General features: G+C 72.8%; 24 protein-coding genes and 2 pseudogenes. 15 read left to right on the top strand and 11 right to left on the bottom strand.

Annotated elements, in window-relative coordinates; genetic code table 11:
• Nucleotides 1-568 precede the first annotated feature (568 nt).
• The 3 genes from ACWDRW_RS30295 (at nt 569) to ACWDRW_RS30285 (ending at nt 3,674) form a co-directional block, all read left to right on the top strand.
• Nucleotides 569-1,750, top strand: coding sequence for a cation:proton antiporter (locus ACWDRW_RS30295; RefSeq protein WP_451728373.1), 1,182 nt, complete (start codon nt 569-571; stop codon nt 1,748-1,750).
• A gap of 96 nt (nt 1,751-1,846) precedes the next feature.
• Complete coding sequence (locus ACWDRW_RS30290; protein WP_451728371.1) at nt 1,847-2,710, top strand: trypsin-like serine protease; 864 nt, start codon at nt 1,847-1,849, stop codon at nt 2,708-2,710.
• A 94-nt stretch (nt 2,711-2,804) separates the two neighbouring features.
• Complete coding sequence (locus tag ACWDRW_RS30285) at nt 2,805-3,674, top strand: fructosamine kinase family protein (protein ID WP_451728369.1); 870 nt, start codon at nt 2,805-2,807, stop codon at nt 3,672-3,674.
• Nucleotides 3,675-3,773: 99 nt separating this feature from the next.
• Here the strand turns inward: ACWDRW_RS30285 and ACWDRW_RS30280 are convergent, their stop codons facing one another.
• Entirely contained in the window at nt 3,774-4,232 is a 459-nt protein-coding gene (locus ACWDRW_RS30280; protein WP_451728366.1) for a MarR family winged helix-turn-helix transcriptional regulator, read from the bottom strand.
• Between the two features lie 194 nt (nt 4,233-4,426).
• Here ACWDRW_RS30280 and ACWDRW_RS30275 point away from each other — a divergent pair, with 194 nt between their 5' ends.
• The gene (locus ACWDRW_RS30275) at nt 4,427-4,783 is read left to right on the top strand and encodes a hypothetical protein (protein WP_451728364.1); all 357 of its coding nucleotides are present in this window, start codon (nt 4,427-4,429) and stop codon (nt 4,781-4,783) included.
• Nucleotides 4,784-5,070: 287 nt separating this feature from the next.
• Nucleotides 5,071-6,222: a DNA gyrase subunit B gene (locus ACWDRW_RS30270; protein WP_451728361.1), complete on the top strand. Its 1,152-nt coding sequence runs from the start codon at nt 5,071-5,073 to the stop codon at nt 6,220-6,222.
• Nucleotides 6,223-6,273: 51 nt separating this feature from the next.
• Here the strand turns inward: ACWDRW_RS30270 and ACWDRW_RS30265 are convergent, their stop codons facing one another.
• Entirely contained in the window at nt 6,274-7,308 is a 1,035-nt protein-coding gene (locus tag ACWDRW_RS30265) for a saccharopine dehydrogenase family protein (protein WP_451728359.1), read from the bottom strand.
• A gap of 100 nt (nt 7,309-7,408) precedes the next feature.
• Here ACWDRW_RS30265 and ACWDRW_RS30260 point away from each other — a divergent pair, with 100 nt between their 5' ends.
• Entirely contained in the window at nt 7,409-8,362 is a 954-nt protein-coding gene (locus tag ACWDRW_RS30260) for a helix-turn-helix domain-containing protein (RefSeq protein WP_451728356.1), read from the top strand.
• A gap of 42 nt (nt 8,363-8,404) precedes the next feature.
• On the opposite strand, the gene ACWDRW_RS30255 is transcribed toward ACWDRW_RS30260, so the two are convergent.
• From ACWDRW_RS30255 to ACWDRW_RS30245, 3 genes are all read right to left on the bottom strand, one after another.
• Nucleotides 8,405-9,394, bottom strand: a complete 990-nt coding sequence (locus ACWDRW_RS30255) for an endonuclease/exonuclease/phosphatase family protein (protein ID WP_451728380.1) — start codon at nt 9,392-9,394, stop codon at nt 8,405-8,407.
• A 95-nt stretch (nt 9,395-9,489) separates the two neighbouring features.
• The gene (locus ACWDRW_RS30250; protein ID WP_451728353.1) at nt 9,490-10,617 is read right to left on the bottom strand and encodes a sensor histidine kinase; all 1,128 of its coding nucleotides are present in this window, start codon (nt 10,615-10,617) and stop codon (nt 9,490-9,492) included.
• Nucleotides 10,610-11,305: a response regulator transcription factor gene (locus ACWDRW_RS30245; protein ID WP_451728350.1), complete on the bottom strand. Its 696-nt coding sequence runs from the start codon at nt 11,303-11,305 to the stop codon at nt 10,610-10,612. The genes ACWDRW_RS30250 and ACWDRW_RS30245 overlap by 8 nt, the downstream gene beginning before the upstream one ends.
• 86 nt (nt 11,306-11,391) lie before the next feature.
• On the opposite strand from ACWDRW_RS30245, the gene ACWDRW_RS30240 reads away from it, so the two are divergent.
• Complete coding sequence (locus tag ACWDRW_RS30240) at nt 11,392-12,015, top strand: M15 family metallopeptidase (protein ID WP_451728347.1); 624 nt, start codon at nt 11,392-11,394, stop codon at nt 12,013-12,015.
• 9 nt (nt 12,016-12,024) lie between these two features.
• Here ACWDRW_RS30240 and ACWDRW_RS30235 read toward each other — a convergent pair whose 3' ends face one another.
• Nucleotides 12,025-12,945, bottom strand: coding sequence for an FkbM family methyltransferase (locus ACWDRW_RS30235; protein WP_451728344.1), 921 nt, complete (start codon nt 12,943-12,945; stop codon nt 12,025-12,027).
• Nucleotides 12,946-13,098: 153 nt separating this feature from the next.
• Between ACWDRW_RS30235 and ACWDRW_RS30230 the strand changes: the two genes are divergently transcribed.
• Complete coding sequence (locus ACWDRW_RS30230; protein ID WP_451728342.1) at nt 13,099-13,980, top strand: LLM class F420-dependent oxidoreductase; 882 nt, start codon at nt 13,099-13,101, stop codon at nt 13,978-13,980.
• Nucleotides 13,981-14,060: 80 nt separating this feature from the next.
• Here ACWDRW_RS30230 and ACWDRW_RS30225 read toward each other — a convergent pair whose 3' ends face one another.
• Nucleotides 14,061-14,282 carry a hypothetical protein gene (locus ACWDRW_RS30225; protein WP_451728340.1) on the bottom strand — a complete coding sequence of 74 codons (222 nt, stop codon included), beginning with the start codon at nt 14,280-14,282 and terminating at the stop codon, nt 14,061-14,063.
• 104 nt (nt 14,283-14,386) lie between these two features.
• On the opposite strand from ACWDRW_RS30225, the gene ACWDRW_RS30220 reads away from it, so the two are divergent.
• Nucleotides 14,387-15,292 (top strand): LysR family transcriptional regulator, encoded by a 906-nt coding sequence (locus ACWDRW_RS30220; protein WP_451728378.1) that lies wholly within the window; start codon nt 14,387-14,389, stop codon nt 15,290-15,292.
• A gap of 64 nt (nt 15,293-15,356) precedes the next feature.
• Here the strand turns inward: ACWDRW_RS30220 and ACWDRW_RS30215 are convergent, their stop codons facing one another.
• Nucleotides 15,357-15,920, bottom strand: coding sequence for an NAD(P)H-dependent oxidoreductase (locus ACWDRW_RS30215; protein WP_451728338.1), 564 nt, complete (start codon nt 15,918-15,920; stop codon nt 15,357-15,359).
• Nucleotides 15,921-16,019: 99 nt separating this feature from the next.
• On the opposite strand from ACWDRW_RS30215, the pseudogene ACWDRW_RS30210 reads away from it, so the two are divergent.
• Nucleotides 16,020-16,292 (top strand): annotated as a pseudogene (locus ACWDRW_RS30210) (TetR family transcriptional regulator); the annotation flags it as partial.
• 159 nt (nt 16,293-16,451) lie between these two features.
• On the opposite strand, the pseudogene ACWDRW_RS30205 reads toward ACWDRW_RS30210, so the two are convergent.
• Nucleotides 16,452-16,563: pseudogene (locus tag ACWDRW_RS30205) on the bottom strand (PH domain-containing protein); the annotation flags it as partial.
• An 11-nt stretch (nt 16,564-16,574) separates the two neighbouring features.
• On the opposite strand from ACWDRW_RS30205, the gene ACWDRW_RS30200 reads away from it, so the two are divergent.
• From ACWDRW_RS30200 to ACWDRW_RS30185, 4 genes are read left to right on the top strand one after another with little or no spacing between them, the layout of a single operon-like run.
• Nucleotides 16,575-16,700 (top strand): hypothetical protein, encoded by a 126-nt coding sequence (locus tag ACWDRW_RS30200; RefSeq protein WP_451728336.1) that lies wholly within the window; start codon nt 16,575-16,577, stop codon nt 16,698-16,700.
• A 48-nt stretch (nt 16,701-16,748) separates the two neighbouring features.
• Nucleotides 16,749-17,783 (top strand): LacI family DNA-binding transcriptional regulator, encoded by a 1,035-nt coding sequence (locus ACWDRW_RS30195; RefSeq protein ID WP_451728333.1) that lies wholly within the window; start codon nt 16,749-16,751, stop codon nt 17,781-17,783.
• Nucleotides 17,784-17,800: 17 nt separating this feature from the next.
• Nucleotides 17,801-18,979, top strand: a complete 1,179-nt coding sequence (locus tag ACWDRW_RS30190) for a 4-hydroxybenzoate 3-monooxygenase (RefSeq protein WP_451728330.1) — start codon at nt 17,801-17,803, stop codon at nt 18,977-18,979.
• A 29-nt stretch (nt 18,980-19,008) separates the two neighbouring features.
• Nucleotides 19,009-20,445 carry an aldehyde dehydrogenase family protein gene (locus ACWDRW_RS30185; RefSeq protein WP_451728328.1) on the top strand — a complete coding sequence of 479 codons (1,437 nt, stop codon included), beginning with the start codon at nt 19,009-19,011 and terminating at the stop codon, nt 20,443-20,445.
• Nucleotides 20,446-20,488: 43 nt separating this feature from the next.
• Here ACWDRW_RS30185 and trxA read toward each other — a convergent pair whose 3' ends face one another.
• On the bottom strand, nt 20,489-20,875 hold the full coding sequence (gene trxA, locus ACWDRW_RS30180) for a thioredoxin (RefSeq protein ID WP_451728325.1): 387 nt from the start codon (nt 20,873-20,875) through the stop codon (nt 20,489-20,491).
• Nucleotides 20,876-21,017: 142 nt separating this feature from the next.
• Here trxA and ACWDRW_RS30175 point away from each other — a divergent pair, with 142 nt between their 5' ends.
• The gene (locus tag ACWDRW_RS30175) at nt 21,018-22,451 is read left to right on the top strand and encodes a dihydrolipoyl dehydrogenase family protein (protein WP_451728322.1); all 1,434 of its coding nucleotides are present in this window, start codon (nt 21,018-21,020) and stop codon (nt 22,449-22,451) included.
• A gap of 2 nt (nt 22,452-22,453) precedes the next feature.
• Here the strand turns inward: ACWDRW_RS30175 and ACWDRW_RS30170 are convergent, their stop codons facing one another.
• Nucleotides 22,454-26,782 carry a hypothetical protein gene (locus tag ACWDRW_RS30170; RefSeq protein ID WP_451728319.1) on the bottom strand — a complete coding sequence of 1,443 codons (4,329 nt, stop codon included), beginning with the start codon at nt 26,780-26,782 and terminating at the stop codon, nt 22,454-22,456.
• Nucleotides 26,783-26,801: the final 19 nt, after the last annotated feature.

The raw sequence follows: 26,801 nt of genomic DNA, 5'->3' as shown, positions 1-26,801 counted from the left end.
GCCCTCCGGCTTACGGCGCACCGGTCCGAGGCTCATCGGTCGGCAGCCCACCGGCCCGAGATCCGCCGGCCGGAGGCCCACCGGTCCGGGACCTGCCGGCTGGAGGCCCTCGGGCTTACGGCGCACCGGTCCGAGGCTCATCGGTCGGGAGCCCACCGGCCCGAGACCCGCCGGCCGGAGGCCCACCGGTCCGGGACCTGCCGGCTGGAGGCCCTCGGGCTTACGGCGCACCGGTCCGAGGCTCATCGGTCGGCAGCCCACCGGCCCGAGATCCGCCGGCCGGAGGCCCACCGGTCCGGGACCTGTCGGCTGGAGGCCCACGGGCTTACAGCGCACCGGCCCGAGCCCCACCCGTCGAAAGCCCACCGGTCCGAGCCCCAACGGCCGGAAGCTCATTCGCCCGAGGCCCATCGGCCGGAGGCCCAACGGCCCGAGGCCCACGGGCCTACGGCTCACCGACCCGAGGCCCGCCGGCCCGGGGCCCACGGGCCAACGGCTCACCGGCCCGAGGCCCGCCGGCCCGAGGCCCGCCGGCCCGAGGCCCGTCGGCCCGAGGGGGTGACGCATTGTGGGGCACGCTGACAGCCTCCTGGCCATGGGCGGCGCCTTCCTCGCCGCCGCCGTCCTCGCCCGGCTCGGCAGCCGGATCGGACTGCCCACCATCCCGCTGTTCACCCTCGCCGGCATCCTGCTCGGCCCGCACACCCCGGGACTCGTCCTCGTCGAGGACCCGCACGACTTCGAGATGCTCTCCGCGCTCGGCCTGGTCCTGCTGCTGTTCTACCTCGGTCTGGAGTTCCACCTGGACGACCTGCGCGACGGCGGCCGACGCCTGCTGACCGCCGGGGGCGTCTATCTGCTGCTGAACGTCGGCGCCGGTCTCGGCTTCGGATTCGCCCTCGGCTGGGGCACCCGGGAGGCGCTGGTGCTGGCCGGCGTGCTCGGGATCTCCTCGTCCGCGATCGTCACCAAGATCCTCATCGACCTGGGCCGCATCGGCCGCCCGGAGACGCGGCTGATCCTCGGCGTCATCGTCGTCGAGGACATCTTCCTCGCCCTGTATCTCGCGGCGCTCCAGCCGGTCATCGGCGGTGCCGAGGGCGTCGCGGAGATGCTGCTCCAGGCCGCGAAGGCCTTCGGCTTCCTGCTGCTCCTGGCCGCCGCGGCCCGCTACGGCACCCGGCTGATCGGGCGCGCGATCCACGTCCGCGACGACGAACTCCTCGTGATCAGCTTCCTCGGCGCCGCGGTCCTCGTCGCGGGTGTGTCGGAGGTGCTCGGCGTCGCCGACGCCATCGGCGCGTTCATGGTCGGCCTGATCCTCGCGGGGACCCCGTCAGGACCGCGCATACGGACTCTGGTCCACCCCCTGCGGGACGCCTTCGCCGCGATCTTCTTCTTCGCCTTCGGGCTGGCCATCGACCCCGGCGACCTCGCCGCCGTCGCCCTGCCGGTCGCCGTGGCCGCCGTACTGACGCTCGTCATGAACGTGGTCGCGGGCCTGTGGGTGGCGCGCCTGTACGGCTACGGCCCGGGCCCCGCCGCCGAGATCGCCACGACCCTCGTCGCGCGAGGCGAGTTCGCGCTGATCCTCGCCGCGATGGCGGCGGGCGCCGGCCTGGACGGACGACTCGCACCGTTCATCGCCGGATACGTCCTGGTCCTCGCCGTACTGGGCCCGGTGGCCGCGAGCCGCGCGCACGTCCTGGCACGTGTGGTCGGCAAGGCACCCGTCCCCGCCGCTCAATGATCGCGCACGTCTTGCCACCACCCCACCCAGGCGCTTCACTGGGCGCACCTCCCACAGGAGAACGCCCGAGCCCACCATGCAGAAGGGGTAGTTCTTTTGTCCGCGATCCGTGTCACCGCCGTCACCGCGGCGGCCTGTGCGGCCGTGCTCACCACCGCACTGCCGTCCTCAGCCATCAACTCCTACAACGCGACGCCCGCGCCCGAACGCACCGAGGTCGGCGCGCTCGTCGCGACCTGGGACAACGACGACGACCCCACCACCCCCGACCGGGTCGACTGGGTCTGCTCCGGAACCATGATCGACGCGAACACCTTCCTGACGGCCGCGCACTGCACCACGGACTGGCCGGAGAACGTGCGCTTCTACGTCTCCCTGGACCAGGACGTGCAGTCCGGCCTCGACGCGGCCGCCGCCCGCTACCCGGGGAACCCGGCCGCACAGGCGAACGCCGTCGCCGTGGAGGGCACCGCCCACAGCCACCCCGGCTTCCCCGGTCCCGCCTCCGACACCCACGACATCTCCGTGGTCGAGGTGCCCGCCGCCAAGATGGCGTCCCGCTGGAGCTTCACGCCCGCCACGCTGCCCAAGGCCGACCAGCTCGGCACGACGGCGCTGAACTCCACCGACTGGCTCGTCGCCGGATACGGCACCCAGGAGGCCGTACGCGGACCCGGCGGCCACACCCACCCCGGCGGCGGCGTCCGGATGAAGGCCCCGGTGACCTTCAACGGGCTCAACAACGCGTGGGTCCGCCTGGCCATGACCGCGCCGCAGGGCAACGGCGGTGCCTGCTACGGCGATTCGGGCGGGCCCAACTTCGCGATGCTCGGCGGGAAGTCCGTCCTGGCCGCCACGACCATCACCGGGGACACCCCGTGCTACGCCACCAACGTGACGTACCGGCTGGACACGCCAGGCGCCCGGGCGTTCCTGTCGCCCTTCGTGGCCCTGCCCTGACGGGCACGTTCAGCCCGGGCGCCCCGGAGCGTCCGCCGGACCAGAACGTGCTCGGTTTGCGACGGCCCTAGGCTGCCGTCATGAGGGCAACGTCATGACGGGAACGCAGGAGGCCCCTGCCGCCGTCGCCGCTCGCTTCACCGGAGGTCGCGCGCTCGGTGTACGGCGGCTGTCCGGGACGCTGGCCGAAGTCACCCTCGACGGAGGCAGGGTGGTGATGGTGAAGCGCGGTGACGGGGGTCCCGGTGCGACGCGCGCCGAGGCGGCGGGGCTGCGGTGGCTGGGCGCGGCGGGCGCGGTGCGCGTGCCCGCCGTCCACGGGCACGACGAGGAGTGGCTGGTCACCGACCGTGTCGTCGTCGGCCGTCCGAGCGCCGAGGCGGCCGAGCGGCTGGGGCGCGAGCTGGCCGCGCTGCACGCCTCGGGTGCCCCCGCCTTCGGGGCGCCGCCGCCGGACGGGCCGAGCGAGGCGTACATCGGCCTGGCGCCCATGCGGAACGTCGAGGGCTCCGACTGGCCACGCTGGTATGCCGAGCATCGGGTCCTGCCGTACGTCCGTCAGGCGGTCGACGGCGGGATGCTGAGCGGCGCCGAGGCGGAGGTCTTCGAGCGGGCCTGCGCCCGCCTGCCCGAACTGGCGGGCCCGGCCGAACCTCCCGCGCGCCTGCACGGCGACCTGTGGAACGGCAACGTCCTGTGGGCCGCCGACGGCCGCGCCTGGCTGATCGACCCGGCGGCGCACGGCGGCCACCGGGAGACGGACCTCGCCATGCTGCACCTGTTCGGCTGCCCCCACCTGGACCGACTGCTGGACGGCTACCAGCGGACGGCACCGCTGGCGTACGGCTGGAGCGCCCGTATCGCCCTGCATCAGCTCTTCCCGCTGCTCGTCCACGCGGTGCTGTTCGGCCGGGGGTACGCGGAGCAGGCGCTGGGGGCTGCGCGGGCGGGGCTGGCAGGCTGAGCCGGAGGTTCACCAGGGTGGCCGGTCCGGGGTGTCCGTCGCATCCCGTGCCCGCACCCGTCACAGGTCAGCGCATGATCCTGCCATGCGGTGACCTGCTCAGACGGGGACGCGGAGGGTCTCCACGGCCTTGACCAGCGGGGCGAGTTCGGGATTCCTGGCCGCCTCGTCGAGGGCCTCGCGGAGGGCGGACTCGTTGGTGGGGCGGGCTTCCTCGAGGAGCTTCAGGCCCGACTCGGTGACGTCGGTGTAGATGCCGCGGCGGTCGGTGGGGCAGAGGTAGCGGGAGAGGAGTCCGCGGTCCTCCAGGCGAGTGACCAGGCGGGTGGTGGCGCTCTGGCTGAGGACGACGGCGTCGGCGACCTGCTTCATCTGCAGATGGCCGCCCTCGCCGTTGTGCTGGCGGCTGAGGACGTCGAGCAGCGAGTACTCCCGCACGCTGAGGTCGTGCCCGGACTGGAGGGCGCGCTCGATGTGGGCCTCGATCCGCCCGTGCAGCAGCGAGAGCGCGCACCAGCTCTGGGCGAGCGCGGTGAGCGCGGGGTCTGTGGCGGTCATGGGGCCGTCTCCTCCGTCCGGTGTGCTGTTCAGACAGGGTATGCCATGTTTGAAATTGTCGTCGTACGCGATTATAGCTCGTGTGCAAGTATCTGGTTAAGGTGATGACGCGCCGCCTTGTTCCCGGCTAGCTTTCATGATCCCCGCCGGTCGGCACCGACGACCGGCTCTCCGTGATGGAAAGCAGTGCCTCCATGAGCACCCACCCGCCCGCGACGACCACCCTCTGGCGCCCCACCGGCCCGGTGGAGCTGGATCTGGTCCGCGAGCTGGACTGGCGCGCCTGGCCGCCACGACTGCCGGAGCAGCCGATCTTCTACCCGGTCCTCAACGAGGACTACGCGACGAAGATCGCCCGCGACTGGAACGTCAAGCACGACGGCGCCGGCTACGTCACCCGCTTCGAGGTCGAGACCGACTTCCTGCGCCGCTATCCCGTCCAGCGGGCCGGCGGCGAGACGATCCTGGAGCTGTGGGTGCCGGCCGAGGAACTGGAGGAGTTCAACGCGCACATCGTCGGGACGATCGAAGTGGTGCACGAGTTCCGATGAACGCCGCCTTGGCCACGGTGCGCTGCGAAACCGTCTCGGCCACTGGCCCGATCGATTGCGGAATTGGCTGAATCAGGGGTCTACCGGCCGCCCTGAAGGGGGGCGTGCGGGGCTTCGGGGGCGTTGCAGCCGCCCTGCTGGAGCCCTGTGCATCCCCTTCGGTCGATCCGCCCGTGACAGGCCTTCTCGCGTCCGTCCAATCCCTTGGCGTACCCGCTCTGACCTGGTGTTTTATTGGAATTTGCCTAGGCTGTGTACGTCAACAGGGCACCGCCGAAGGGGGCTTCGTGAGCGAGGAACGGACCGGGTACGACGCCAGTCGCATACACGTGCTGGAGGGGGTGGAAGCCGTCCGGAAGCGACCCGGGATGTATGTCGGGTCCACCGGTGAACGAGGGCTGTACCACCTGGCCTTCGAGGTCTTCGACTGGGCGCTGAACGAGGTCCTCGCCGGGCGCGGCAACGGCGTCGACGTGGTTCTGGCGGCCGACGGTCGTGTGCGGGTCACCGTCGACGGGCCGGGAGCCGGGAACATCGACGCCGACGGCCTCGAGGCGCTGCTGACCCGGCCGCATACCGGGCCGTGGCCCGGTGGCCGCCGCTACCTGGGCGGTGGCCTGTTCGGGGTGGGCCCCTTCGTTGCCAACGCCCTGTCCAGCCATCTCACCGCGGAGGTGCGGCGGAACGGCGTCCGTTGGGCGCGGCGGTACGAGCGCGGTGTCGACGTCGGCCCGCCCGCATCGGAGGACGCACCGGACGGACCGGCCACGGGCAGCGGCACCACCATCGTCTTCCGGCCGGACGCCGACATCTTCGGCGCGGGCGAGTGCTCGTACGAGAGGGTGGAGTCGCGCTTCAGGGAACTGGCCTTCCTCCACCCCGGGCTCGCCATCGCCTTGACCGACCGGCGCCCCTCCGGCGGATCGCGATCCGTACGCTTCCTTTTCCCCGACGGACTGCGGGACTTCGTCGCCTGCCTCGACCCGACCGGCACTCCCTCGGACGTCCTCGCCTTCGAAGGCGAGGACCCCGGGAGCGGAGGGGTCGTCGAGGTGGCCCTGACGTGGAGCGGCACGCCCGGCCACAGGGCCATGAGCTTCGCCAACAGCGCTCCCACGGCTGAAGGGGGGACGCATCTGGCGGGCTTCTACGACGGTTTGGCGGGCGCGGTCAACGCCTTCGCGACAGAGCGGCAGTTGCTGACCGGTGCCCGACCCGACCTCGGCGTCGACCGAATCGTCGAGGGCCTCACCGCTGTCGTGGCGGTGACCCTCGACCATCCCGAGTACGAAGGCGCCACACGCGGCAGGCTGGGCGATCCCGCGGTACGCGGCTGGGTCGCCCAGGTCGTCCGCGAACATGTGGGCGCATGGTTGGCGGAGTCCCCGCGGCGGGCCGCTGCCGTCGTCGACCGGGTCGCCGTACGGTCTCCGTCGTAGCCGCGCGCCAAGCGCCGCATGCCCACGAGGCTTTCGAGGAGCCCCCGCCTCCTACTCGCGGCTCAGGCCCACGGAGACGTGTCCCGCCAGCGCCTCCAGGAAGTCCGCCGCGTCGAACGCCGCTCCCGCCGACGCGACGCCCGTCGTCCTGGTCCGTCCGCTGAGGACGCGCCCTACCGCCTCCACCGCGAGCGGTGCGCTGACCGCGTAGATGTCCCGGCCGCGTGCCACGGCCCGGCGTTCGCGGCCCGCGGAGCGGACGAGGACGTCGACGAGGAAGGTCTGGTCGGAACGGCCGCGCTCGTCGGCGGCCGTGGGGGCCGGGGTGTCGGCGGTCGACAGGTCCCTGGCGGCCTCGGTCGTCATGTAGGTGCGCACCTCGGGGACCGTGAGGTGGCTGGGCACCGTCACGACGTCGGCCATCGTGAACTCCGCGACCACGGACCGCTTGCCCAGCGGCTCCGGGAACGGCCACTCCACCACGGCCAGTTCGTCCTCGTGGTACTCCAGCTGTCCCTTGGCGTACCGGACCCGCTTGCCACCGCGACGCTCCCGGGAGACGTCGCCCGCGACGCGTGTCCCGGGGGTGGGGTGCCAGCCGCTCAGCCCGTACGCGACATGCACCTCGTCGGCGCTCGTCCAGTCGTCCATCGCGGCCGTGACGAGAAGGTCGCCGAGTCCGCCGTAGAACGCCATCGCGGGGACGATCAGCGCGCCCGCCGCGCGAGCGCGCTCGTCGAAGTCGGCGAAGGTGTCGGCGTTCGCCTCGATCTCGGCCGCCACGTCCACGTACGGGATCCCGGCGCGCAGCGCCGCTTCGATCACCGGAGCGGCGGTCGTGGCGAACGGGCCGGCGGTGTTGATCACAGCCGCCGTACCGGCCAGCGCGCGGTCCAGCGACGCCGGGTCGTCGACGGAGGTCGGACGGGCCTCCAGGCCGGGTGCGGAGGCCGCGACCTCCCGCAGCCGCTCGGCGTCGCGGCCGAGGAGCACCGGCACGAACCCCCGGTCCAGCAGCTCCGCCACCACGAACCGTCCGGTGTGCCCGTACGCCCCGAACACCGCCACCTTCTGACCCGGTCCCATGACCTCTCCCCGCTCTTGTTCGATCGACTACGACCATCCTGGCCGCCCGTGGCGCCCCACCGTGAGTGTCTGGAACGACACTGCGCATACAATTCCGGACATGACCTCTGTCGCCTTCGCCCTCACCGACGGGATGCTGCACTTCGAACTCGCCGTGGCCCAGGAGGTGTTCGGGTCCGCCCCGGACGCCGTGCCCGGGCCCTGGTACGACATGAGCGTGTGCGGAGCGGACGCGGTGACGGTCGGCCGGTTCCGGATGGAGCCCGACCATGGGCTCGATCATCTGGCGCGCGCCGACACCGTGATCGTCCCGGGGTGGGCGGACATCGACGTCGATCCGCCCGCCGGTCTCGTCGACGCGGTGCGTGCGGCGCACGAGGCGGGCAGCCGGGTGGCCTCGCTGTGCACGGGCGCGTTCGTGCTGGCCGCCGCGGGGCTGCTGGACGGGCTGCGCGCGACCACGCACTGGGCGCACACCGAGGTGCTGGCCGCCCGCCATCCGCTCGTCGAGGTCGATCCGGACGTGCTCTACGTCGACAACGGCAGCGTGCTCACCTCGGCGGGGAAGGCCGCCGCCCTGGACCTGTGCTTGCACCTGGTCCGGCTGGACCGGGGATCGGCCGTCGCCAACGCAGTCGCCCGGCGCCTGGTCGTGCCGCCGCACCGGGCCGGTGGTCAGGCGCAGTTCGTCACCACCCCGGTCCCGGCCCGCGACGACCACTCGCTCTCCGCGCTGCTGCCCTGGGTGATGGAACGGCTCGACCAGCCGCTCACCGTGGAGGACCTGGCCCGCCGGGCGCGGACGAGCTCACGCACCCTGGGCCGCCACTTCCGGGCCGCGACCGGCACGACCCCGCTGCAATGGCTGCTCAACCAACGCATCCGCCGCGCCCAGGAGTTGCTGGAGACCACCGACGACAGCGTCGACGCCATCGCGACCGCCACCGGCATGGGCACCGCCACCACCCTGCGCCGCCACTTCAACCGCACCCTCGGCGTCCCCCCGGACAGCTACCGGCGCACCTTCCGCGCATCCCGCCGGGGGGACAGCTGACTCACGCCGGGACCACTTCCGGGCCCCACCCCCGGGCGCTCTTCACCAGCTGATCGCCGCCGCCACCGGCAAGTGGTCGCTGCCGGTGGCCGGCAGCACCCACGAGCTGTTCGGCTCCACGCCCCTGACCAGGATCTGGTCGATCCGCGCCATGGGGAAGGACGCCGGCCAGGTGAAGCCGAAGCCGTTCCCGGCCTTCCCCTGGGCCGAGCTCAGGCGGGAGGTGAGGCCGTCGAGGGCGCGGTCCTCCGTGGTGCCGTTCATGTCGCCGAGTACCACCACCCGCTCGAGTCGCTCGGCGGCGACGGCCTCGGCGAGCTTCTCCGCGCCCGCGTCCCTCGAGTCCGTCCAGAAGCCGCCCCGTGGCATCAGGCGTACGGAACCGAGGTGGGCCACGTACACGGCGAGCGGCCCCCGTTCCGTGGCCACCGTGGCGCGCAGGGCCCGGGGCGGGTCCGCCGGGATGTCCTTGGCCTGTTCCGTCTGTGCCAGCGGCCCGACCATGCCCCGCAGGACGTCGACCGACCCGACGTCCGACAGGGGCAGCTTGCTCCACAGCCCGACCGTGCCCCGCACCGAGTGGTACGGGTAGGTCTTCGCCAGCTCCGTCTCGTACGTGTCCCGGGCCTGGTCGGTCAGCTCCTCCAGCGCCAGCAGGTCGGCGCCGGAGGCTGCCAGGTCGCGCGCGGTGCCGGCCGGGTCGGAGTTCTCCGCGCCGACGTTGTGGCTGACCACGGTGAGGTCGCCGCCCGGCCGGGACTTGTCGGAGAGCAGCCCGCCGAAGAGGCTCAGCCACACCACGGCCGGCAGCAGCAGTGCCACCACCGCGGAGGCGGAGCGCCGCCACAGCGCGCAGGCGAGCAGCACCGGCACGAACAGACCGAACCAGGGCAGGAAGGTCTCCACCAGGCTGCCGAGGCCCCCACGGTCCGTGACCTTCGAGTGCAGCCCCGTGAACAGGCCGAGCAGCAGCGCCAGCGCCGCGAGCACCAGGCCGCGCCGCCACGGACCCGGCCCGCGAAGACCCCGGATTGCCCGCAGGACCCGCGCGCGCCGCCCGGCCGAGCCCGCACGCGGCTCGGGGGCCGGCCGCTGCCGCGCTTCTCGGATTTCTCGTACTGCTTCACTCACTGATCAGACGTCCTCTGGGTGAAAGGCGCTGTCGAGGCGGGCAGTCGTACGCCGATGCGCAGTCCGCCCGCCGGGCGCGGAGCGATGGTGAGGGTGCCGTCGTGCACCTCGGCGATCCGCTTGACGATGGCCAGACCGAGGCCGACGCCCGACTGGTCGCCGTGGATGCGTTCGGTGCCGCGCCGGAACGGCTCGGTGAGGGTCGCGACCAGCTCCGGGGCGAGCTTCTCGCCGCTGTTCTCGACCGTGAGCGTCACGATCCCGGGTTCGGTGCCGGTCTCCACCCGCACCGAGCCCCGCCCGGGCAGGTTGTGCACGATCGCGTTGTGGACGAGGTTCGTCGTCAGTTGCAGCAGGAGCGGCTGCGAGCCGAGGGCCAGGGCGAGATCACCGGAGGTCTCGACGGTGACACCGCGCTTCTCGGCCAGCGGGAGCAGGGTCTCGGTGGCCTCTTCCGCGAGCAGGGACAGGTCGACCGGTTCCCGGGTGAAGGACCGCTGGTCGGCGCGGCTGAGCACGAGCAGCGCCTCCGTGAGGTCGATCGCCCGCGCGTTGACGGCGTGCAGCCGGTCGACGATCTCTCCGAGGTCCTGTGCCGGATCGCTGCGGGCCAGGTCGAGAAGCGCCTGCGAGATCGCCAGCGGGGTGCGCAGCTCGTGCGAGGCGTTGGCCGCGAACCTGCGCTGTTCGGCCACATGTGATTCGAGCCGGGCGAGCATCGTGTCGAAGGCGTCGGCCAGTTCGCGGAACTCGTCGCTGCGGCCGGGCAGTTGGATGCGGTGGGAGAGGGATCCGCCGGTGGCCCTGCGGGTGGCGTCCGTGATGCGGGTCAGCGGGGCGAGCATGCGCCCGGCGAGGATCCACCCGCCGACCAGACCGAACACCAGGAGGAACGCCAGTACCGCGACCGCCCGTGGCGCGAACACGTTCAGCAGCGCGGACCGGACGGGGAAGACGTCGCCGGGGGGCTTGGCGTCGGGGTTGTAGAGCATGGCGCGGTCGGGGACGTACCGCAGGAGGAACAGCCACACCGCCGCGAGCAGCAGAGCGCCCGCGACCATGAGGAATCCCGCGTAGCTGAGGGTGAGTTTGATCCGGACGCTCAACCCGGGCCGCCTATCCACGCTCCGCTCCCTCGGGACCGGCGTCCGGACGCGCGTCGATGCGGTACCCGGCGCCGGGCACGGTGGCGATGATCCACGGCTCGCCGAGCCGCTTGCGCAGCGCCGAGACCGTGATGCGTACGGCGTTGGTGAACGGGTCCGCGTTCTCGTCCCAGGCCCGCTCCAGCAGCTCCTCGGCGCTGACGACACCGCCCTCGGCGGCGACGAGGACCTCGAGCACCGCGAACTGCTTGCGGGTCAGCGCGACATAGGCACCGTCGCGGTAGACCTCGCGGCGGAACGGGTCCAGCCGCAGACCCGCGATCTCCCGTACCGGCGGCCTGCTGTGCGCCCGTCTGCGGTCGAGGGCTCTGAGCCGGAGCACGAGTTCCTGGAGCTCGAACGGTTTCGTGAGGTAGTCGTCGGCGCCCAGCTCGAACCCGGTGACCTTGTCGTCGAGCCGGTCGGCGGCGGTGAGCATGAGGATCGGCATGCCGCTTCCCGAGGCGACGATGGTCTTGGCGATCTCGTCACCGCTGGGCCCGGGGATGTCCCGGTCGAGGACGGCGATGTCGTAGGCGTTGACGCCCAGCAGTTCCAGAGCGGTGTCGCCGTCGCCCGCCAGGTCCGCCGCGATGGCCTGCAGGCGCAGGCCGTCGCGGATGGCTTCCGCCAGGTAGGGCTCGTCCTCGACGATCAACACTCGCATGCTTCGAGGCTACGAGCCGGGACATATCGTCGGCATATCGAAAACCGCATACAGGCCCGCAACACCGCGCCGCCTTGACTGCGGGCATGAATCGCAGCGAAACAGTACGAACGGGCACCCGTCGCAGCCGAGCGGCTCTGCCCACGACCCTGGTCGTCGCGACCCTCGCCGGTGTCCTCGGTTGCCAGTCGCCGCAGTCCGCCTCGACCCCGCCCCCCTCCTCGTCGGCTTCACCGGGAACCGGCCGTCCCGCACTGGGCGAGGACGGTTCCGTCCCCGACGACGTGACCGTCTTCGACGACGGCATCCCGGCCGTGGCCAACCTCGACCCCGGACTGCTCACCGCCCTGCGCCGGGCCGCGACCGACGCCTCGGACGACGACGTCGGGTTCGTCGTCAACAGCGGCTGGCGTTCCCCGGAGTACCAGGAGAAGCTGCTGCGCGCGGCGGTCTCGAAGTACGGCTCGCAAGAGGAGGCCGCCCGCTGGGTGGCCACCGCGGAGACCTCTCCCCACGTGTCCGGGGACGCGGTCGACATCGGGCCCTCCGACGCCGCGGAATGGCTGTCCGAGCACGGCGCCGAGTACGGCCTCTGCCCGATCTACCGCAACGAACCCTGGCACTACGAACTGCGTCCGGAGGCGACCGGGCAGGGCTGCCCGGCCATGTACGCCGACCCCACCGAGGACCCCCGGATGCGACAACGGTGACCCGCGCTGTCAGGGGGTCGGCGGCGCCGCCTTCGCGCGCATCATCACGACGTCGAACTCCACCACCCGCCCGGTGGCCGCCTCCCTCGTCACCGGGTACATGCCGGTGATCTCGAAGCCGCCGTCCTCGTACGTGGCGAGTGCCTCGCTCATCGCCGGGCTGCCCTCGTACAGCCGCAGCACGGCGACCTCCGACTGCAGACCCACGAAGTCGGCGATCCGCTCCCCGGCCCCGGCGAACACCTCCAGGTCGTAGCCCTGGGTGTCCATCTTCAGGAAGGGACGCGGATCGGACAGGCCGTCGAGGGCCTCGTCCAGTACGGCGTCCAGGCGCCGGACGCGGATCTCCTCGGTGCGGGTGGTGTGGAAGCGCTTGTAACGGTCGCGGCCGTAGTCGCTGGCCGGGAGCAGGGAGTTCATGGTGTTCCAGCCGACGTGGATCTCGGCGGTGGTGTCCTCGCGGCCCAGACCGCAGTGGTGCACCCGCCAGTCGGGATCGTTCGCGGCCGCGTCGCTCAGCCGGTCGTAGGCCTCCCGCGTCGGTTCGAAGGAGACGATCCGGCCCCGGTAGCCGTGTCGGCGCAGCCGCTTGGCGTACTGGCCGCGGTTGGCGCCGACGTCCAGGACGCAGTTCACGCCGTACAGCTCGAGCATCGCGGCGACATGCTGGGTGCCCAGGTATTCGGCCGCCGCCATCTGGAGCTTGCGCTCGTCCTTCGCGGATGTCCTGCCGAGGACGAGCCGGGCGCCGCTCTCGCCCAGCGGGACGCTCTTCAAGCCGCCGCGCTGGACGAACCAGGCGTCCTTGCCGGCGCCGGTCACCTGGTAGTTCCCGCGCCGGGAGAGCAGCGCCGTGCCCGGGGCCAGGTCCGTCACCCGCACCCCCAGGCGCGGCATCAACTGGAGCAGTCTGCGGTAAAGGGTCTGCATCCGCCCACCCTGGCAGAGTTGACCGGAATCGGTCCTCTGTTTGAACGGTTTTCAACGAGCAAGTGGCCTGGGGGTGCGGCCGCTTGACTTCTAGCGCGCTCGAAGAACTAGCGTCACCGGCGACGGGGACGGTCCGGGTGAACGGAGCAGGACATGCAGGTGGGCGTGCACATCAACCGGTTCGGTCACCCCGGCGGCGGTTCCGCGCCGGGTCCGGAGCTCGCGGCGGCGGGCCGGGCCGCCGAGGAGGCCGGGCTGAGCTGGCTGTCGGTGATGGACCACTACTTCCAGATGGAGTTCAACGGCGGTGCCGAGGCCCCGATGCTGGAGGCCTACACGACGCTCGGCTATCTCGCCGGCCACACCTCCACCGTCCGGCTCGGCGCGCTGGTCACCGGGGTGACGTACCGCCACCCGGGGCTGCTGGCCAAGATCGTCACCTCGCTCGACGTGCTCTCCGGCGGACGGGCCGCGCTCGGGATCGGGGCGGCCTGGTACGACCGCGAACACCGGGGCCTGGGCGTGGAGTTCCCGCCGGTCGCCGAGCGCTTCGAGCGGCTGGACGAGACCCTGCGGATCTGCCGCCAGATGTGGGACCCGGAGAACAACGGGCCCTTCGAGGGCCGCCACTACCGGCTCGCGGAGACCCTGTGCGTCCCGGCCCCGGTCAGCGCCCCGCACCCGGAGATCATGATCGGCGGCGGGGGAGAGAAGAAGACCCTCCGCCTGGTCGCCCGGCACGCGGACGCCTGCAACCTCTTCGCCTCCACCCCGGAGGAGGTCGCGCACAAACTGGACGTGCTGCGCCGCCACTGCGACACCGAGGGCAGGGACTACGACGACATCCGCCGGACCGTCCTCTACGCCGGGGACGCGGCGAACGACGGCGACCTCGACACCTTCACCCGCGAGATCACGGGGTACGCCGAACTCGGCATCGACACCGTGATCCTCGGCCCGGCGACCGAGGAACCGGCCGCGTTCATCGAGGACTTCGCGGCCCCGGCGGTCGAGCGACTGGCGGCTCTTGACTGAGTGACGCCGGAAGGCCGACGGGCAGGCCGGCCGGGCAGGCGGGTGCCGAGGGCCGGGCCGCGCCGAGCGGGCCCGTGGGCTCAGCGACCCCTCGGCCCGACCTCCGCGGTCTCCGGCGGGCGGCTGCGCGAGACGATCCGTACCCCGCCGTCGTCCACGATCCGGACCTGGAGCGAGCCGCAGCCGCAGCGGGTCCATATCGTGCGGCCCGCGGCGGTGCTGTGGCGGGACACCACTTGGAAGGGCTTGGCGCCGTCGGGCCAGCCGCAGTGCGGGCAGACGGTACCGGTGGTGCGGGTCATGGCAACTCCTCCTACGGCTCGGTCGGTTCACTGCCCAGGGTGCGGCCCCGGCTCCGTACACGTCCAGGTTGACTTTCCGTACGACACCTTGAAGCGTGGGCTTCATGATTGACCTGCGCCGACTCCACGTCCTGAGGGCGGTCGCCCACTACGGCACGGTCACCGCGGCCGCCCGCGCCCTGCACTTCACTCCCTCCGCCGCCTCCCAGCAGATCCGGCAGCTCGCCCGCGACCTGGGCGTCGACCTGCTGGAACCGCAGGGACGAGGGGTACGGCTCACCCCGGCCGCGGAGAGTCTGCTGACCCACGCCGACGCCATCCAGGCCCGCTGGGAGGAGGCCGAGTTCGATCTGCGGGCCGAGTACAGCGCCCCGGCCGGACAGATACGGGTCAGCGGCTTCCCGACGGCGGTGTCGGTGCTGCTCGCGCCGATGGCCGTACGGCTCAGGGAGCGGCATCCCCGGCTGACCGTAAGGATCCAGGAGACGAGGGTGCCGGAGAGCTTCGACCTGCTCTTCGAGGGGGAGACCGACCTGGCCGTGGTGGAGGTGACCCCGTACCACCCGCCGCTGAGCGACACCCGCTTCGACCAGCGGCCGCTGCTGGACGATCCGTACGACCTCGTCGTCCCCGACGGCCACCGGCTGGCCGCGCAAGGCCATGTCGACCTTGCCGAGGCGGCGCACGAGGACTGGATCGCGCCGGTGCCGGACAGTCCCTGCCGGCCGCACGTCATGTCGGCGTGCGGGGCGGCCGGATTCAGCCCGGACGTGACGCATCACGCGATGGACTGGAACGTCACCGCCCACCTCGTCGCCCACGGCCTGGGGGTGGCCCTCGTCCCCCGCCTCGCCCGGCTGCCCCCGGATCTGGCGATCACCAGGGTCCGCTGCGCCGGCGACCCGCACCGCAAGATCCTCACCGCCACCCGCAGCGGCTGCCGCACCCGCCCGGCGGTGGCGGCGGCCCTGGCGGAGCTGCGGGAGCTGGCGACGGCGGCGGTGGCCTGACACGCGAGAAGCGGGGCGGGAACCGTGTGGTCCCGCCCCGCTTCGGTGTGCCGGGCGATGCGCCTCAGGCTGCCACGGTCTCGCCCGCGTGGCCGTGCACGCGCGCGATGACCTCCGTCAGCTGCGCCGCGACCTCGGCGTCGTCGGCCGGGTGGGTCTCGGCGAAGCGGGTCACGGAGCCGGGGATGGAGAGCTTGACGTCCTCCAGGACCTTGCCGCCCGCGATGCCCACGGCCTTGCGGGTCTCGTCCTGCGCCCACACGCCGCCGTACTGGCCGAAGGCGGTGCCGACCACGGCCACCGGCTTGCCGCCGAAGGCGCCGGCGCCGTACGGGCGGGACAGCCAGTCGATGGCGTTCTTCAGTACGGCCGGGATGGTGCCGTTGTACTCGGGGGAGAAGAAGAGGAAGGCGTCGGCGGACTGCGCGGCGGCGCGCAGCTTGGCGGCCGGGGCCGGGACGTTGCCCTCGACGTCGATGTCCTCGTTGTAGAAGGGGATCTCGGCCAGGCCCTCGAAGAGCTCGACCTGGGCGCCCTCGGGGGCGAGCCTGACGGCCGCCTCGGCGAGCTGGCGGTTGTGCGAACCGGCACGGAGGCTGCCGACAAGCGCGAGGATGCGAACAGACATGCGAACTCCAAGAGGTCAAGCAGGGGGGTCGGGTAACCGGACCGGGGTCCGGTTAACTTTCTAGCATCCTAAGCGGACCGCGGTCCAGTTTCATTCCCGATGCTTTACGCTGGCTTCATGTCCGCGTCCCTGCCGCCCTTCCCGCTGCCTCAGGTACCCGTCGACGAGCCCGAGTTGCTGCAGCTGGGCGCGCCGGAGGACGAGCCCTGCCTGCGCGCGGACGCCGCCCGCAACCGGGCCCGGCTGCTGGAGGCCGCCGCCCGGCTGGTCGCGGAGCACGGTGCGGCCGGGGTCACCATGGAGGCCGTGGCCGCGGCGGCCGAGGTCGGCAAGGGGACGGTCTTCCGCCGCTTCGGCGACCGCACGGGCCTGCTCACGGCCCTGCTCGACCACTCCGAGCGGAAGTTCCAGGCGGCGGTCATCACCGGCCCCGCGCCGCTCGGGCCAGGCGCACCGCCCGTGGAGCGGCTGAGGGAGTTCGGCCGTGTCCAGCTGCGCCGCTCCGCCGACGAACTGGAGCTGCAGCTGGCCGCCGACCCCGGCCCCGAGCGCCGCTACTCCCACGCCGCCCGCCGCTTCCTGCGCGGCCACGTCCTGATCCTGCTGCGCCAGATCGTCCCGGACGCGGACTGCGAACTGCTCGCCCTGACCCTGATGGCCTATCTGGAGCCGTCGATGGTCCACTACCGCAGCAAGGTGTGCGGCATGCAGCACGACCGGGTCGAGGCGGGCTGGCTGGATCTGGTCGACCGGATCACGGGGGCCGCGCCCGGCTGTTGAGCCCCGCGCGGACGCCGGTTGTCAGGGTCTGCAAGGATGCCGTGCGTCATGGTGCAGATACCGAATACGTCCGCGTCCGCGTCTCCCGCACCGCGCTCCGTGCCCACGAGCGCCGATGTGGCCCGCCTGGCCGGAGTCTCGCGCGCAACCGTCTCCTACGTGCTCAACAACACCAGCGCCGTACGGATCAGCGAGCCCACCCGGCGCCGCGTCCACGAGGCCGCCAAGGAACTGGGCTACGTCCCGCACGCCGCCGCCCGCAGCCTGCGCGCCGGCCACAGCCGGATGGTCCTGATGCCCGCCCCGGCCTTCCCGGTCGGCCCCCTCTACAGCCAGTTCATCAGCGACCTGCAGTCCGCCCTCGGCCGCCTCGACTACACCGTCGTCCAGTACGGCAGCGTCGGCCTGCACGGCGACGAGGCCGCCCGCGCCTGGGCCGAGCTGCGTCCCGTCGCCGTCCTGGTCCCCGGCGCCGGACTCGGCCCGCAGGGCGTGACGGTGCTGAAGCGCTCCGGCGCCCGGGCCGTGGTCACCATCGGCCCCGAGTGCGTCGAGGGCGCCCACGCCCTCCAGATGGACCACACGGCGGTCGGCCACAGCGCGGGGCGCCACCTCTACGAGCGCGGCAGGCGCCGGATCGGCGTGGTCGTACCCGCCGAGGAGGGCCTGGAGGCCTTCTCCGGGCCTCGACTCGCCGGGGCGCGCCGCGCCCTGGCCGGCACCGACGCCACCGTCACGGAGCTGCCGCTCGGCTACGACGAGGAGGCCGCCGCCCGGCTCGCCGCACGCTGGCGGGAACTGGGCCTGGACGCCGTGTTCGCCTACAACGACGAATACGCGATGCTGCTGATGAGGGCCCTGCAGGACGAGGGCGTCGCCGTCCCCGCGGATACGGCCGTCATCGGCGCCGACGACCTGATGCTCGGTCGGCTCCTCAGGCCGCGGCTCAGCACCGTCCACATCGAGCTGCCGTCCGGCCGCGACCTCGCCGAACTGGTCGACCGGGCGGTGCGCGACCCCGCCGCGGCGCCCGAGACGCACAAAGTACTGGGAGCATCGGTGGTGCACCGCGACTCCAGCTGACGCACGGGAGGCACTCCATGCGCACGACCGTCGGCATCATCGGCGGCGGCCCCGCCGGGCTGCTCCTCGCCCGCCTGCTGCACCGCGCGGGGATCGGCTGCGTCGTCCTGGAGAGCCGGACCCGCGAGTACGTCGAGCACCGCCAGCGTGCGGGCATGCTCGAGCAGGGCACGGTCGACACCCTGCGACAGGCCGACGCCGCCGACCGGCTGCACGCCGAGGGTATGGTCCACCAGGGCATCGAGCTGCGCTACGAGCGCGAGCGGCACCGCATCGACTTCCCGGCCCTCACCGGTGGCCGCACCGTCACCATCTACGCCCAGACCGAGATCGTGCGGGACCTGATCACCCTTCACCTGGCCGACGGGCCACCGGTGTTGTTCGAGGCGGAGGCGCTCGCCGTCGAGGGCGCCGAGAGCGAGCGGCCCGTCGTGCGGTTCCGGCACGAAGGCCGGGAAGAGACCCTGACCTGCGACTGGGTCGCCGGCTGCGACGGCTTCCACGGCGTCTCCCGCGCAGCGATCCCCGCCGCCGCCCGCCGGACCTACGCGCACGACCACCCCTACGCCTGGCTCGGGATCCTCGCCGAAGTACCGCCGTCCTGTGAGGAGTTGATCTACGCACGCGGTGAGCGCGGCTTCGCCCTGCACAGCATGCGCTCGCCGTCCGTCTCCCGGCTCTACCTCCAGGTCCCGGTCGGCACCGACCCCGCCGACTGGCCCGACGACCGCGTCTGGGACGAACTCGCCGCCCGCTTCGCGATCGACGGCGACTGGACCCTGGCGCGCGGTCCGATCACCGTCAAGTCCGTTACCGAGATGCGCAGTTACGTCCACGAGCCGATGCGGCACGGCCGACTGCTGCTCGCCGGGGACGCCGCCCACATCGTCCCGCCGACCGGGGCCAAGGGCCTCAACCTCGCCGTGTCCGACGTCCGGATCATGGCGCGTGCCCTCACCGCCTGGCGCTCCACAGGCGCGACACAACTGATCGACAGATACTCGGAAGCGTGTCTCGCCCGCGTGTGGCAGGCCACGCGCTTCTCCTATGACATGACTAAGATGTTGCATGCTCAACCAGACGGGGATGCGTTCGATCAGCGGATGCAGCTCGCACGTCTGCGCCGGATCACCGCATCCCGCCACGCGGCCGCCGAACTGGCGGCGAACTACACGGGACTTCCCCTCCCGGACTGAGTCCCGCGGTGACCGAACGGAGAGCCGTCATGCCGTTGCTCGACCCCAAGTCCTGGCAGCCCCGCCCCCTCAAGGGCGGCGAGCACACCGTCACCGAGCCCGCCACCGGCGACCCGCTCGGCACGGTCACCCTCGCCGCCGCCGAGGACGTGGCACCGGCCGCCGAGGCCGCCCGGGCGGCGCAGGCCGAGTGGGGCCGCCTGCCGCACTTCGTGCGCGCCGGGGTCCTGCGCCGGGCCGGCGACCTGTTCACCGCCCACGCCGACGAACTGCGGGAATGGCTGGTGCGGGAGTCCGGCTCCGTCCCCGGCAAGGCCGACTTCGAGCTGCACGTCGCCGCCCAGGAGTGCTACGAGGCCGCCGCCCTCGCCTCCCGCCCGGCCGGACACGTCCTGCCCAGCGAGGCGCCCCGGCTGTCCTACACCCGCCGCGTCCCGGTCGGCGTGGTCGGCGTGATCTCCCCGTTCAACGCCCCGCTCATCCTGTCCATCCGCTCCGTCGCCCCCGCGCTCGCGCTCGGCAACGCCGTGATCCTCAAGCCGGACCCGCGCACCGCGGTCTGCGGCGGCCTTGCTCTCGCCGCGGTGTTCGCCGAGGCCGGGCTGCCCGACGGGCTGCTGCACGTCCTGCCCGGCGGCGCCAGGACCGGTGCCGCCCTGGTCGAGGACCCGCGGGTGCCCGTCGTCTCCTTCACCGGCTCCACCGCCGCCGGCCGGGCGGTCGGCGAGGCCGCCGGACGCCACCTCAAGCGGGCCCACCTGGAGCTGGGCGGGAACTCCGCCCTGGTCGTGCTGGAGGACGCCGACATCGACGCGGTGATCTCCACCGCCGCCTGGGGGTCCTTCTTCCACCAGGGCCAGATCTGCATGACGACCGGCCGCCACCTGGTGCACCGGTCCCTGTACGCGGACTACGTGGAGCGCCTGGCCGCCAAGGCCGACTCGCTCGCCGTCGGCGACCCGCACCGCGCCCAGGTCCATCTCGGCCCGCTCATCGACGGCACCCAGCTGGACAAGGTGCACGGCCTGGTCGAGGCCAGCGCCGCGAACGGCGCCAAGCTGGCCGCGGGCGGCACGCATGAGCGGCTGTTCTACCGGCCCACCGTCCTCGCCGACGTCGCCGACGACACCCCCGCCTACGCGGAGGAGGTCTTCGGACCGGTCGCGCCGGTCCGCCCCTTCAGCGACGCGGAGGAGGCCGCCGCACTCGCGGCGCAGGGACCCTACGGACTGTCCCTCGGCATCGTCACCCGCGACACCGCCCGCGGCCTGGACCTCGCCGAGCGCATCCCCACCGGGATCGTGCACATCAACGACCAGACCGTGAACGACGAGGCGGTCGCCCCCTTCGGCGGTACGGCCGCCTCGGGCACCGGCGCACGCTTCGGCGGCGAGTCCAACCTGGACGCTTTCACCGACCTGCGCTGGACGACGGTACGCGGGGACGTGGCGCCGTACCCCTTCTGACTCCCGTACCCCTCCGGGATCCCGTACGCCTTCGATCCGTGGCCTACTGGCCGTCCTGCTCGGCCTGTGCCTGCTGGGCGGCCACGGCCTTGCGGACCTCGTCCATGTCGAGCTTGCGGGCCTGGCCGATGACGTCCGTCAGGGCGGCCTCGGGCAGGGCGCCCGGCTGCGCGAACACGGCGACCTGGTCCCGGACGATCATCAGCGTGGGGATGGACTGGATACCGAAGGCCGCGGCCAGCTCCGGCTGCGCCTCGGTGTCCACCTTGCCGAACACGAGGTCGGGGTTCTCCTCCGCGGCCTTCTCGTAGACCGGGGCGAACTGCCGGCACGGGCCGCACCAGGCCGCCCAGAAGTCGATCAGGACGAACTCGTTCTCCGTGACCGTCTGGTCGAAGTTCTCCTTGGTGAGCTCCACGGTGCTGCTCATGGCGTGTTCCCTCTTCCTGGTGTCGGGCGAAGCCGTCGGCCACAACACGGCCGGACCGGCAGATATTTCCGTGCGCGGACAGTCACGCGTCCGCGCACGTACCCGTGTGGCCACGGCGCACACCACCCACCAGACTGACCCCATGACGGAAACGGAATCCATCGCGTACGACGTCGTAGTGCTCGGAGCCGGGCCCGTGGGGGAGAACGTGGCCGACCGCACCCGCGCGGCCGGACTCTCCACCGCGGTCGTGGAGAGCGAGCTGGTCGGCGGGGAGTGCTCGTACTGGGCGTGCATGCCCAGCAAGGCCCTGCTGCGCCCGGTCATCGCCCAGTCCGACGCCCGCCGCCTGCCCGGCCTCGCCGAGGCCGTGCAGGGGCCCCTCGACGCGGCCAAGGTGCTCGCCCGCCGGGACGAGTACACCTCCCACTGGAAGGACGACGGACAGGTCGGCTGGCTGGAGGGCGTCGGCGCCGACCTCTACCGCGGCCACGGCCGTGTCACCGGCCCCCGCACGGTCACCGTGACCGGTGCCGACGGCGGTGAGCGGGTCCTGACCGCCCGGCACGCCGTCGCCGTGTGCACCGGCACCCGCGCCGTCCTGCCCGACCTGCCCGGCCTCGCCGACGTGAGGCCCTGGACCAGCCGCGAGGCCACCAGCGCCAAGGAGGCGCCGGGTCGCCTGGTCGTGGTCGGCGGAGGAGTGGTCGCCACCGAGATGGCCTGCGCCTGGCAGGCCCTCGGCTCCCAGGTCACCCTCCTCGTCCGGGGCAAGGGCCTGCTGTCGCGCATGGAGCCGTTCGCCGGGGAGCTGGTCGCCGAGGCGCTCTCCGAGGCGGGCGCCGACGTGCGCACCGGCACCTCCGTGGAGTCCGTCACCCGTGAGAACGGCACGGTCGTGGTCGTCACCGCCGGAGGCGACCGGATCGAGGCCGACGAGATCCTCTTCGCCACCGGCCGCGCCCCGCGCACCGACGACATCGGCCTGGACGTCATCGGCATCGAGCCCGGCTCCTGGCTCCCGGTCGACGACAGCCTGCGAGTCACCGGCAGCGACTGGCTCTACGCGGTCGGCGACGTCAACCACCGAGCGCTGCTGACCCACCAGGGCAAGTACCAGGCCCGCATCGCGGGCGCGGCGATCGCCGCCCGCGCCTCCGGTGCCCCCTCGCTGGAATCGGACCCCTGGGGTGCCCACGCGGCGACGGCCGACCACGCGGCCGTCCCGCAGGTCGTCTTCACCGATCCCGAGGCGGCGGCCGTGGGCCTCTCCCTCGCGGAGGCCGAACAGGCCGGCCACCGGGTCCGCGCGGTCGACTACGACCTCGCGCACGTCTCCGGCGCCTCCCTCTACGGCGAGGGCTACCGGGGCCGGGCCCGCATGGTCGTCGATCTGGAACGCGAGATCCTCCTCGGCGTCACCTTCGTCGGCCCCGGCGTCGGTGAACTGATCCACTCGGCCACGATCGCGGTCGCGGGCGAGGTCCCGATCAGCCGCCTGTGGCACGCGGTCCCCTCGTACCCGACGATCAGCGAGGTGTGGCTGCGACTGCTGGAGACGTACCGGGACAACTGACCCTATGCGGTGAGCAGTTGCCCGACGCCGGTCAGCCGGAGGGCCAACCAGTGCTCTTCGACGAGGACGTAGACGAGGTCGGGCGCGGCCGTGGAGACATCGGTGGCCGCGCCCGGCAGCGGGACGGTGAGGGGGGCGCGGTCGGGGCGGGTGGGGTTCCAGACGCGAAGGGTGTCATCCGAGCAAGCGGCGACGATCAGGTCCTGCTCGGGGCGTTCCAGCCGCGCCAGATGGCTCAGGGTGAGGCCCGGGAGGAGCTCGGCCCGCGGCCTCGTCTTGGCGTCGGCGGGCCCCAGGTCGAAGATCTCGATGGCGTGCCGGGCCTCGAAGTCGCCCGTCTCGTAGCGGCTGACGAGCGCGAGCTGCCAGGCACCGACAGACGTGCGCACGGCGATGGGAGGCACGGACGTGCACTCCCGGTGGACGGTGCCCACGACATGGTCGTCGGTGCCGTGTACCGAGATCAGCCCTTCGTCGTCCACCGCGACCGTCCGGTGCTCGAACGGCACGCCGGTCCGCGCCGCCGCCAACCGGGTGGTGACCCGAGCCCCGTTGTGGCCCAGCCACAGGACGGTGCGGGCCCCGCCCAGCTCGTACTGCACGAGCAGAGCCGCCAGCCGTCCCGGAACCGTGCAAGCGCGCAGGTCTGTCACGCTGTCCGCGGTGAGGACGGCGGGGACCAGCCCTTCGGGCGCCCCGAACTCCTCTGCCGTCACCACGTCGACGAAGCGGACGTGCCGGTGGTCCTCCTCGACCAGGGCCACCACCGGATGCCCGGTGGGGGGTGTCAGCGCCGCCAGCGTCCGGACCTTGCGGTGAGCGGGCCACAGCGCGGTCCGCAACTCTCCGTTGGGGCCGGTCAGCCACACCCCGCCGTCCCGCCCCGCCACCGCCAGCGCCCAGGGCAGGCCCTGCGGAGGATGCTGCAGCGCGACGACACGGCGTGCGCGCAGGCCGTCGTAGTCGGGTGCGTCGGTCGTCCCGCCGAGGTGCGCGTCCCACAGCCGTACCGTGCCGTCCCAGCCGGCCGAGGCGAACAGGCCGGAACGGCTGCCCGCGGTGAGCGGGGCGAGTGCGTACGAGCCGCCCGTCGCGAGCGGCTGCGGATCCTCGGGCAGGGACGAGACGACCACCTGCCGGCTCGGCGCGCCCCGGGAATGAAGCTGATCCGTCGTGGCCACCACACGGTTCCTGACCGTGTGCCTCAGAGCTCCGGTGGACGGATCGACGACGGTGATGCGGGACCCCGTTCCGGCGGCGGCCACGAAGCTGCGGCCCGCGGCCGTGAAGGACGCCAGCGAGCGCACCCCGCGCACCTTCCCGGGCAGCACCCGGACCAGGGCCGGGCGCCCCACGTCCCAGACCCGCAGGGTTCCGTCCTCCCCGCCCGACACCGCGAGCGTCCGGCCGTCGGCGGGTTCCTGGCACGCGAGGGCGTAGACCGTCCCGGTGTGCCCGTACAACACTCCGGCCGCCTCGGGCCCCTCCGCTCCGTCCAAGCGCCAGCGGCGCACGGTGCAGTCGGCGCCCGTGGACAGCAGGACACGCCGTCCATCGGGCAGGCGTCCCGACGTCACGGCGGTCACCGGGCCCAGATGACCCGTCAGGACCGTCGCGGTCCAGTCGTCCGTACGCCACAGCCGTAACGAGCGGTCCTCTCCGGCGGAGACGAGCGTGTCCTGGACCGTCGTCAGGGTCAGCACGGTGTCCGTGTGCCCGTGCAACACCCTTACTGGGGCGCCGGTGCCGACGTCCCACACGTGCAATTCACGGCCGGCCGCGGCGACCAGCAGCCGACGGCCCCGCGCGTCGGTGAGCGAGGTGAGCGCCGTCACCGTCGCCTCCGGGCCGGTCAGCACCATCCGGGTCTCGCCCGTGTCGGGCTCCCACAGCCGGACGGTCGTGTCCCCGCCCGCCGAGGCGAGCAACTCCCGGTCGTCGCCGGTGTCGACGGGCTCCAGGGCGACCACCGGGCCCGCGTGCCCGCGCAGGACGACACTGAAGTCGTCCGAGGGTGCCGACGCGGCCTCCAGCGTCGCGGGCATGATGGCGTGGCCTCGGAACCAGGCCGTGACGGTGGGTTCCTCGAACGCGGCTGTCATGTGCAGGGTGCGCAGCCGCTCGGCGGGGGCGAGCGAGGCCAGCCGGTGCGCGGTCCGCAGGTACAGCCGGGCCACCGGCAGGCTGAACCGCTCCGGCAGGGAGCGCACGGCGGCTTCCGTACGGGCGGGATCGGCACAGGTGAGGAAGCCGACGTCGCGCATCACCTCGGGCAGCAGTCCCGCGGCCAGGGCGTGCGCCGCGAGATGGCGGCGCAGGTAGGGGTGGGCGGATTCCCAGGCGGCCGGGCCGCGCCCGGGGACGGTCGCGCGCAGGGCGCGGGTGATCCGGGTGTGCGCGTCCGTCGGTGAGGTGCGGCGGAAGTGGTCGATCAACGCCTGGTGGTAGAGCCGGTACACCGTCTGACCCGACTCACCGGACTCGACGATGTGGAATCCGGCGTGTTCCAGGACCCAGGCGACGTCCTCGTCCCGGTAGCGGCGGCCTCGGCCGGAGAGCGCCCCGGCCAGGGCCGGCCACAGGTCCCGGCGGGGCAGTCCCGCGCCCTCGGCCCAGGCCAGTGGGCGCAGCAGGTCGCGCAGGCGTTCGGGGTCGGGGGAGCGGGCGAACTCCTCGTCCAGTACGGCGGACAGGCCGCTGGAGAGCAGCGTTTCCAGCCGGAGATCCCGGTCCGTGGCGCCGGCGCGGGAGAGGGCGTCGAGGACGGCGCGGCTGGCGACCCGCGCGTACAGGAAGATCCCGTCGCTGGCGTCGGCGACCCGCTCGGCCCAGTGGCGGGCGAGGTCCTCCCGGTTCCGCAACGGCGAGTGCTCGGCCCGGTGCAGGCGCCGTAACGCGTACGCGGCGAGGTCGGCCCGGGTCTCCGGCTCGTCGTCGAGTACGGCCGTCTCGTCGGCGGCCAGTGCCTGGAGCAGCGGACCGGCGTCGGCGCTGACGGAGGCGCCGCCGGCCCGGTGCGGGCGGGTTCCGACCAGCACCCGTACGCCGGGCAGCCCGGCCAGTGGCCGGAGCAGGTCGGAGGCGATCGGCACGGCCTCGGCCGGCTTGGCCTCGTCCAGGCCGTCGAGGACGACGGTGACCCGGCGGCCCAGTTCACCGACCTCCCGGACGACTTGCGCCGCGCGGAGCCAACCGTCCCCCCGCAGGGGCAGGTCCAGGGCGTCGGCGACCGCGCGCAGACAGTCGTCCAGTGTCTTGTTCCGGCAGGACAGCGCGAGATCGACCGAACCGAGCGGCGGCAGCTCGGAGTTGGGCGTGTCGTTCAACGCGCCCTCCGCCTCGGCCACCGTCCGCAGATCCGGTACCGAGAGCGTGGCGATCCGGCCGAGCAGGGCGGACTTCCCCGTGCCGGGCGAGCCGGTGACGACGAACAGGCCCCGATCCGCCGCGGCCAGCCACGCGATGAGCCGGCGCATCAGCCGCCGTCGGCCGCAGAAGTACCAGCCGGTCTCGCCGACCTCGATCCCCCGGGCGGAGAGCACCAGGTGCCGGTCCACGTCGACCGCCCGCAACCGGCGCAGCCGCTTGGTCTCCACGTCCTCGTCCGGCACGGTGGCCGAGGGATGCAGGGGGTTGCGGAGCGCGGGCACGGGCGCGCCGAGCGCGACGTACGCGGTCGCGGCGTCGCGGTCCGCCAGGATCCGGCTGATCACGTCGGCGAGTTCGTCGGAGCGGATCGTCTCGTCGTGCTCGGTCCACCGACGGTCCTCGGGGCCCTGCCGCACCACCTGCTCCAGGGCCTCGGCGAACACCCCGTCCTCGGCGCTGTCGTAACCGCGGGTGGAGGCGATCACCGCGTACCGCCGCTCCGGTCCCGAGGCGCTGGTGTGGTCCAGCACCTCGCAGATCTGGGCGGCGACCCGGGACGCCGCGACGCCGCTCGCGCAGCAGTCGAGGAGGATCAGGACCTCGCGGAAGTCCTGGTGGGCGAGGAAGCGGGCCAGGTTTCTCGCGGTGATCGCCCGCAGGTCGTGCAGGCGCTTGCCGGGGGAGTCGGACGTGATCAGAAAGTGCTCGCCCGCGTCGACGCAGCCGTGGCCCGTCCAGTACAGCACCAGCCGGGTGCCGTCACCCTGCCAGTCCCTGAGCCGGTTGGTGATCGTCGCCCAGTCTCCGCCCGCGGTGAGTTCGGGCAGGTCGTGCCCGTACCCCAGCGATCGGAACAGCCTGAACAGCTTGTTCACGCTGGCCGGAACATGGCGCAGCCTCGGCCATCGCGCGTTCCGGTAGTCGCCGACTCCGACCAGGACGAACCGACCGTCGTCCGTCATACGCGCCACCGCACCGTGG

Source organism: Streptomyces sp. NPDC003635, from assembly GCF_053587635.1.
The sequence above is the reverse complement of the archived record's forward strand: the minus strand, read 5'-3'. Positions and strand labels throughout refer to the sequence as shown.

Excerpts from the sequence above, each read along its gene's own strand:
- ACWDRW_RS30285 (WP_451728369.1), top strand. The coding sequence starts at position 2,805 with ATGACGGGAACGCAGGAGGCCCCTGCCGCCGTCGCCGCTCGCTTCACC.
- ACWDRW_RS30280 (WP_451728366.1), bottom strand. The coding sequence starts at position 4,232 with ATGACCGCCACAGACCCCGCGCTCACCGCGCTCGCCCAGAGCTGGTGC.
- ACWDRW_RS30275 (WP_451728364.1), top strand. The coding sequence starts at position 4,427 with ATGAGCACCCACCCGCCCGCGACGACCACCCTCTGGCGCCCCACCGGC.
- ACWDRW_RS30265 (WP_451728359.1), bottom strand. The coding sequence starts at position 7,308 with ATGGGACCGGGTCAGAAGGTGGCGGTGTTCGGGGCGTACGGGCACACC.
- ACWDRW_RS30260 (WP_451728356.1), top strand. The coding sequence starts at position 7,409 with ATGACCTCTGTCGCCTTCGCCCTCACCGACGGGATGCTGCACTTCGAA.
- ACWDRW_RS30245 (WP_451728350.1), bottom strand. The coding sequence starts at position 11,305 with ATGCGAGTGTTGATCGTCGAGGACGAGCCCTACCTGGCGGAAGCCATC.
- ACWDRW_RS30240 (WP_451728347.1), top strand. The coding sequence starts at position 11,392 with ATGAATCGCAGCGAAACAGTACGAACGGGCACCCGTCGCAGCCGAGCG.
- ACWDRW_RS30235 (WP_451728344.1), bottom strand. The coding sequence starts at position 12,945 with ATGCAGACCCTTTACCGCAGACTGCTCCAGTTGATGCCGCGCCTGGGG.
- ACWDRW_RS30230 (WP_451728342.1), top strand. The coding sequence starts at position 13,099 with ATGCAGGTGGGCGTGCACATCAACCGGTTCGGTCACCCCGGCGGCGGT.
- ACWDRW_RS30225 (WP_451728340.1), bottom strand. The coding sequence starts at position 14,282 with ATGACCCGCACCACCGGTACCGTCTGCCCGCACTGCGGCTGGCCCGAC.
- ACWDRW_RS30220 (WP_451728378.1), top strand. The coding sequence starts at position 14,387 with ATGATTGACCTGCGCCGACTCCACGTCCTGAGGGCGGTCGCCCACTAC.
- ACWDRW_RS30215 (WP_451728338.1), bottom strand. The coding sequence starts at position 15,920 with ATGTCTGTTCGCATCCTCGCGCTTGTCGGCAGCCTCCGTGCCGGTTCG.
- ACWDRW_RS30200 (WP_451728336.1), top strand. The coding sequence starts at position 16,575 with ATGGCCTATCTGGAGCCGTCGATGGTCCACTACCGCAGCAAGGTGTGC.
- ACWDRW_RS30195 (WP_451728333.1), top strand. The coding sequence starts at position 16,749 with ATGGTGCAGATACCGAATACGTCCGCGTCCGCGTCTCCCGCACCGCGC.
- ACWDRW_RS30190 (WP_451728330.1), top strand. The coding sequence starts at position 17,801 with ATGCGCACGACCGTCGGCATCATCGGCGGCGGCCCCGCCGGGCTGCTC.
- ACWDRW_RS30185 (WP_451728328.1), top strand. The coding sequence starts at position 19,009 with ATGCCGTTGCTCGACCCCAAGTCCTGGCAGCCCCGCCCCCTCAAGGGC.
- trxA (WP_451728325.1), bottom strand. The coding sequence starts at position 20,875 with ATGAGCAGCACCGTGGAGCTCACCAAGGAGAACTTCGACCAGACGGTC.
- ACWDRW_RS30175 (WP_451728322.1), top strand. The coding sequence starts at position 21,018 with ATGACGGAAACGGAATCCATCGCGTACGACGTCGTAGTGCTCGGAGCC.
- ACWDRW_RS30170 (WP_451728319.1), bottom strand. The coding sequence starts at position 26,782 with ATGACGGACGACGGTCGGTTCGTCCTGGTCGGAGTCGGCGACTACCGG.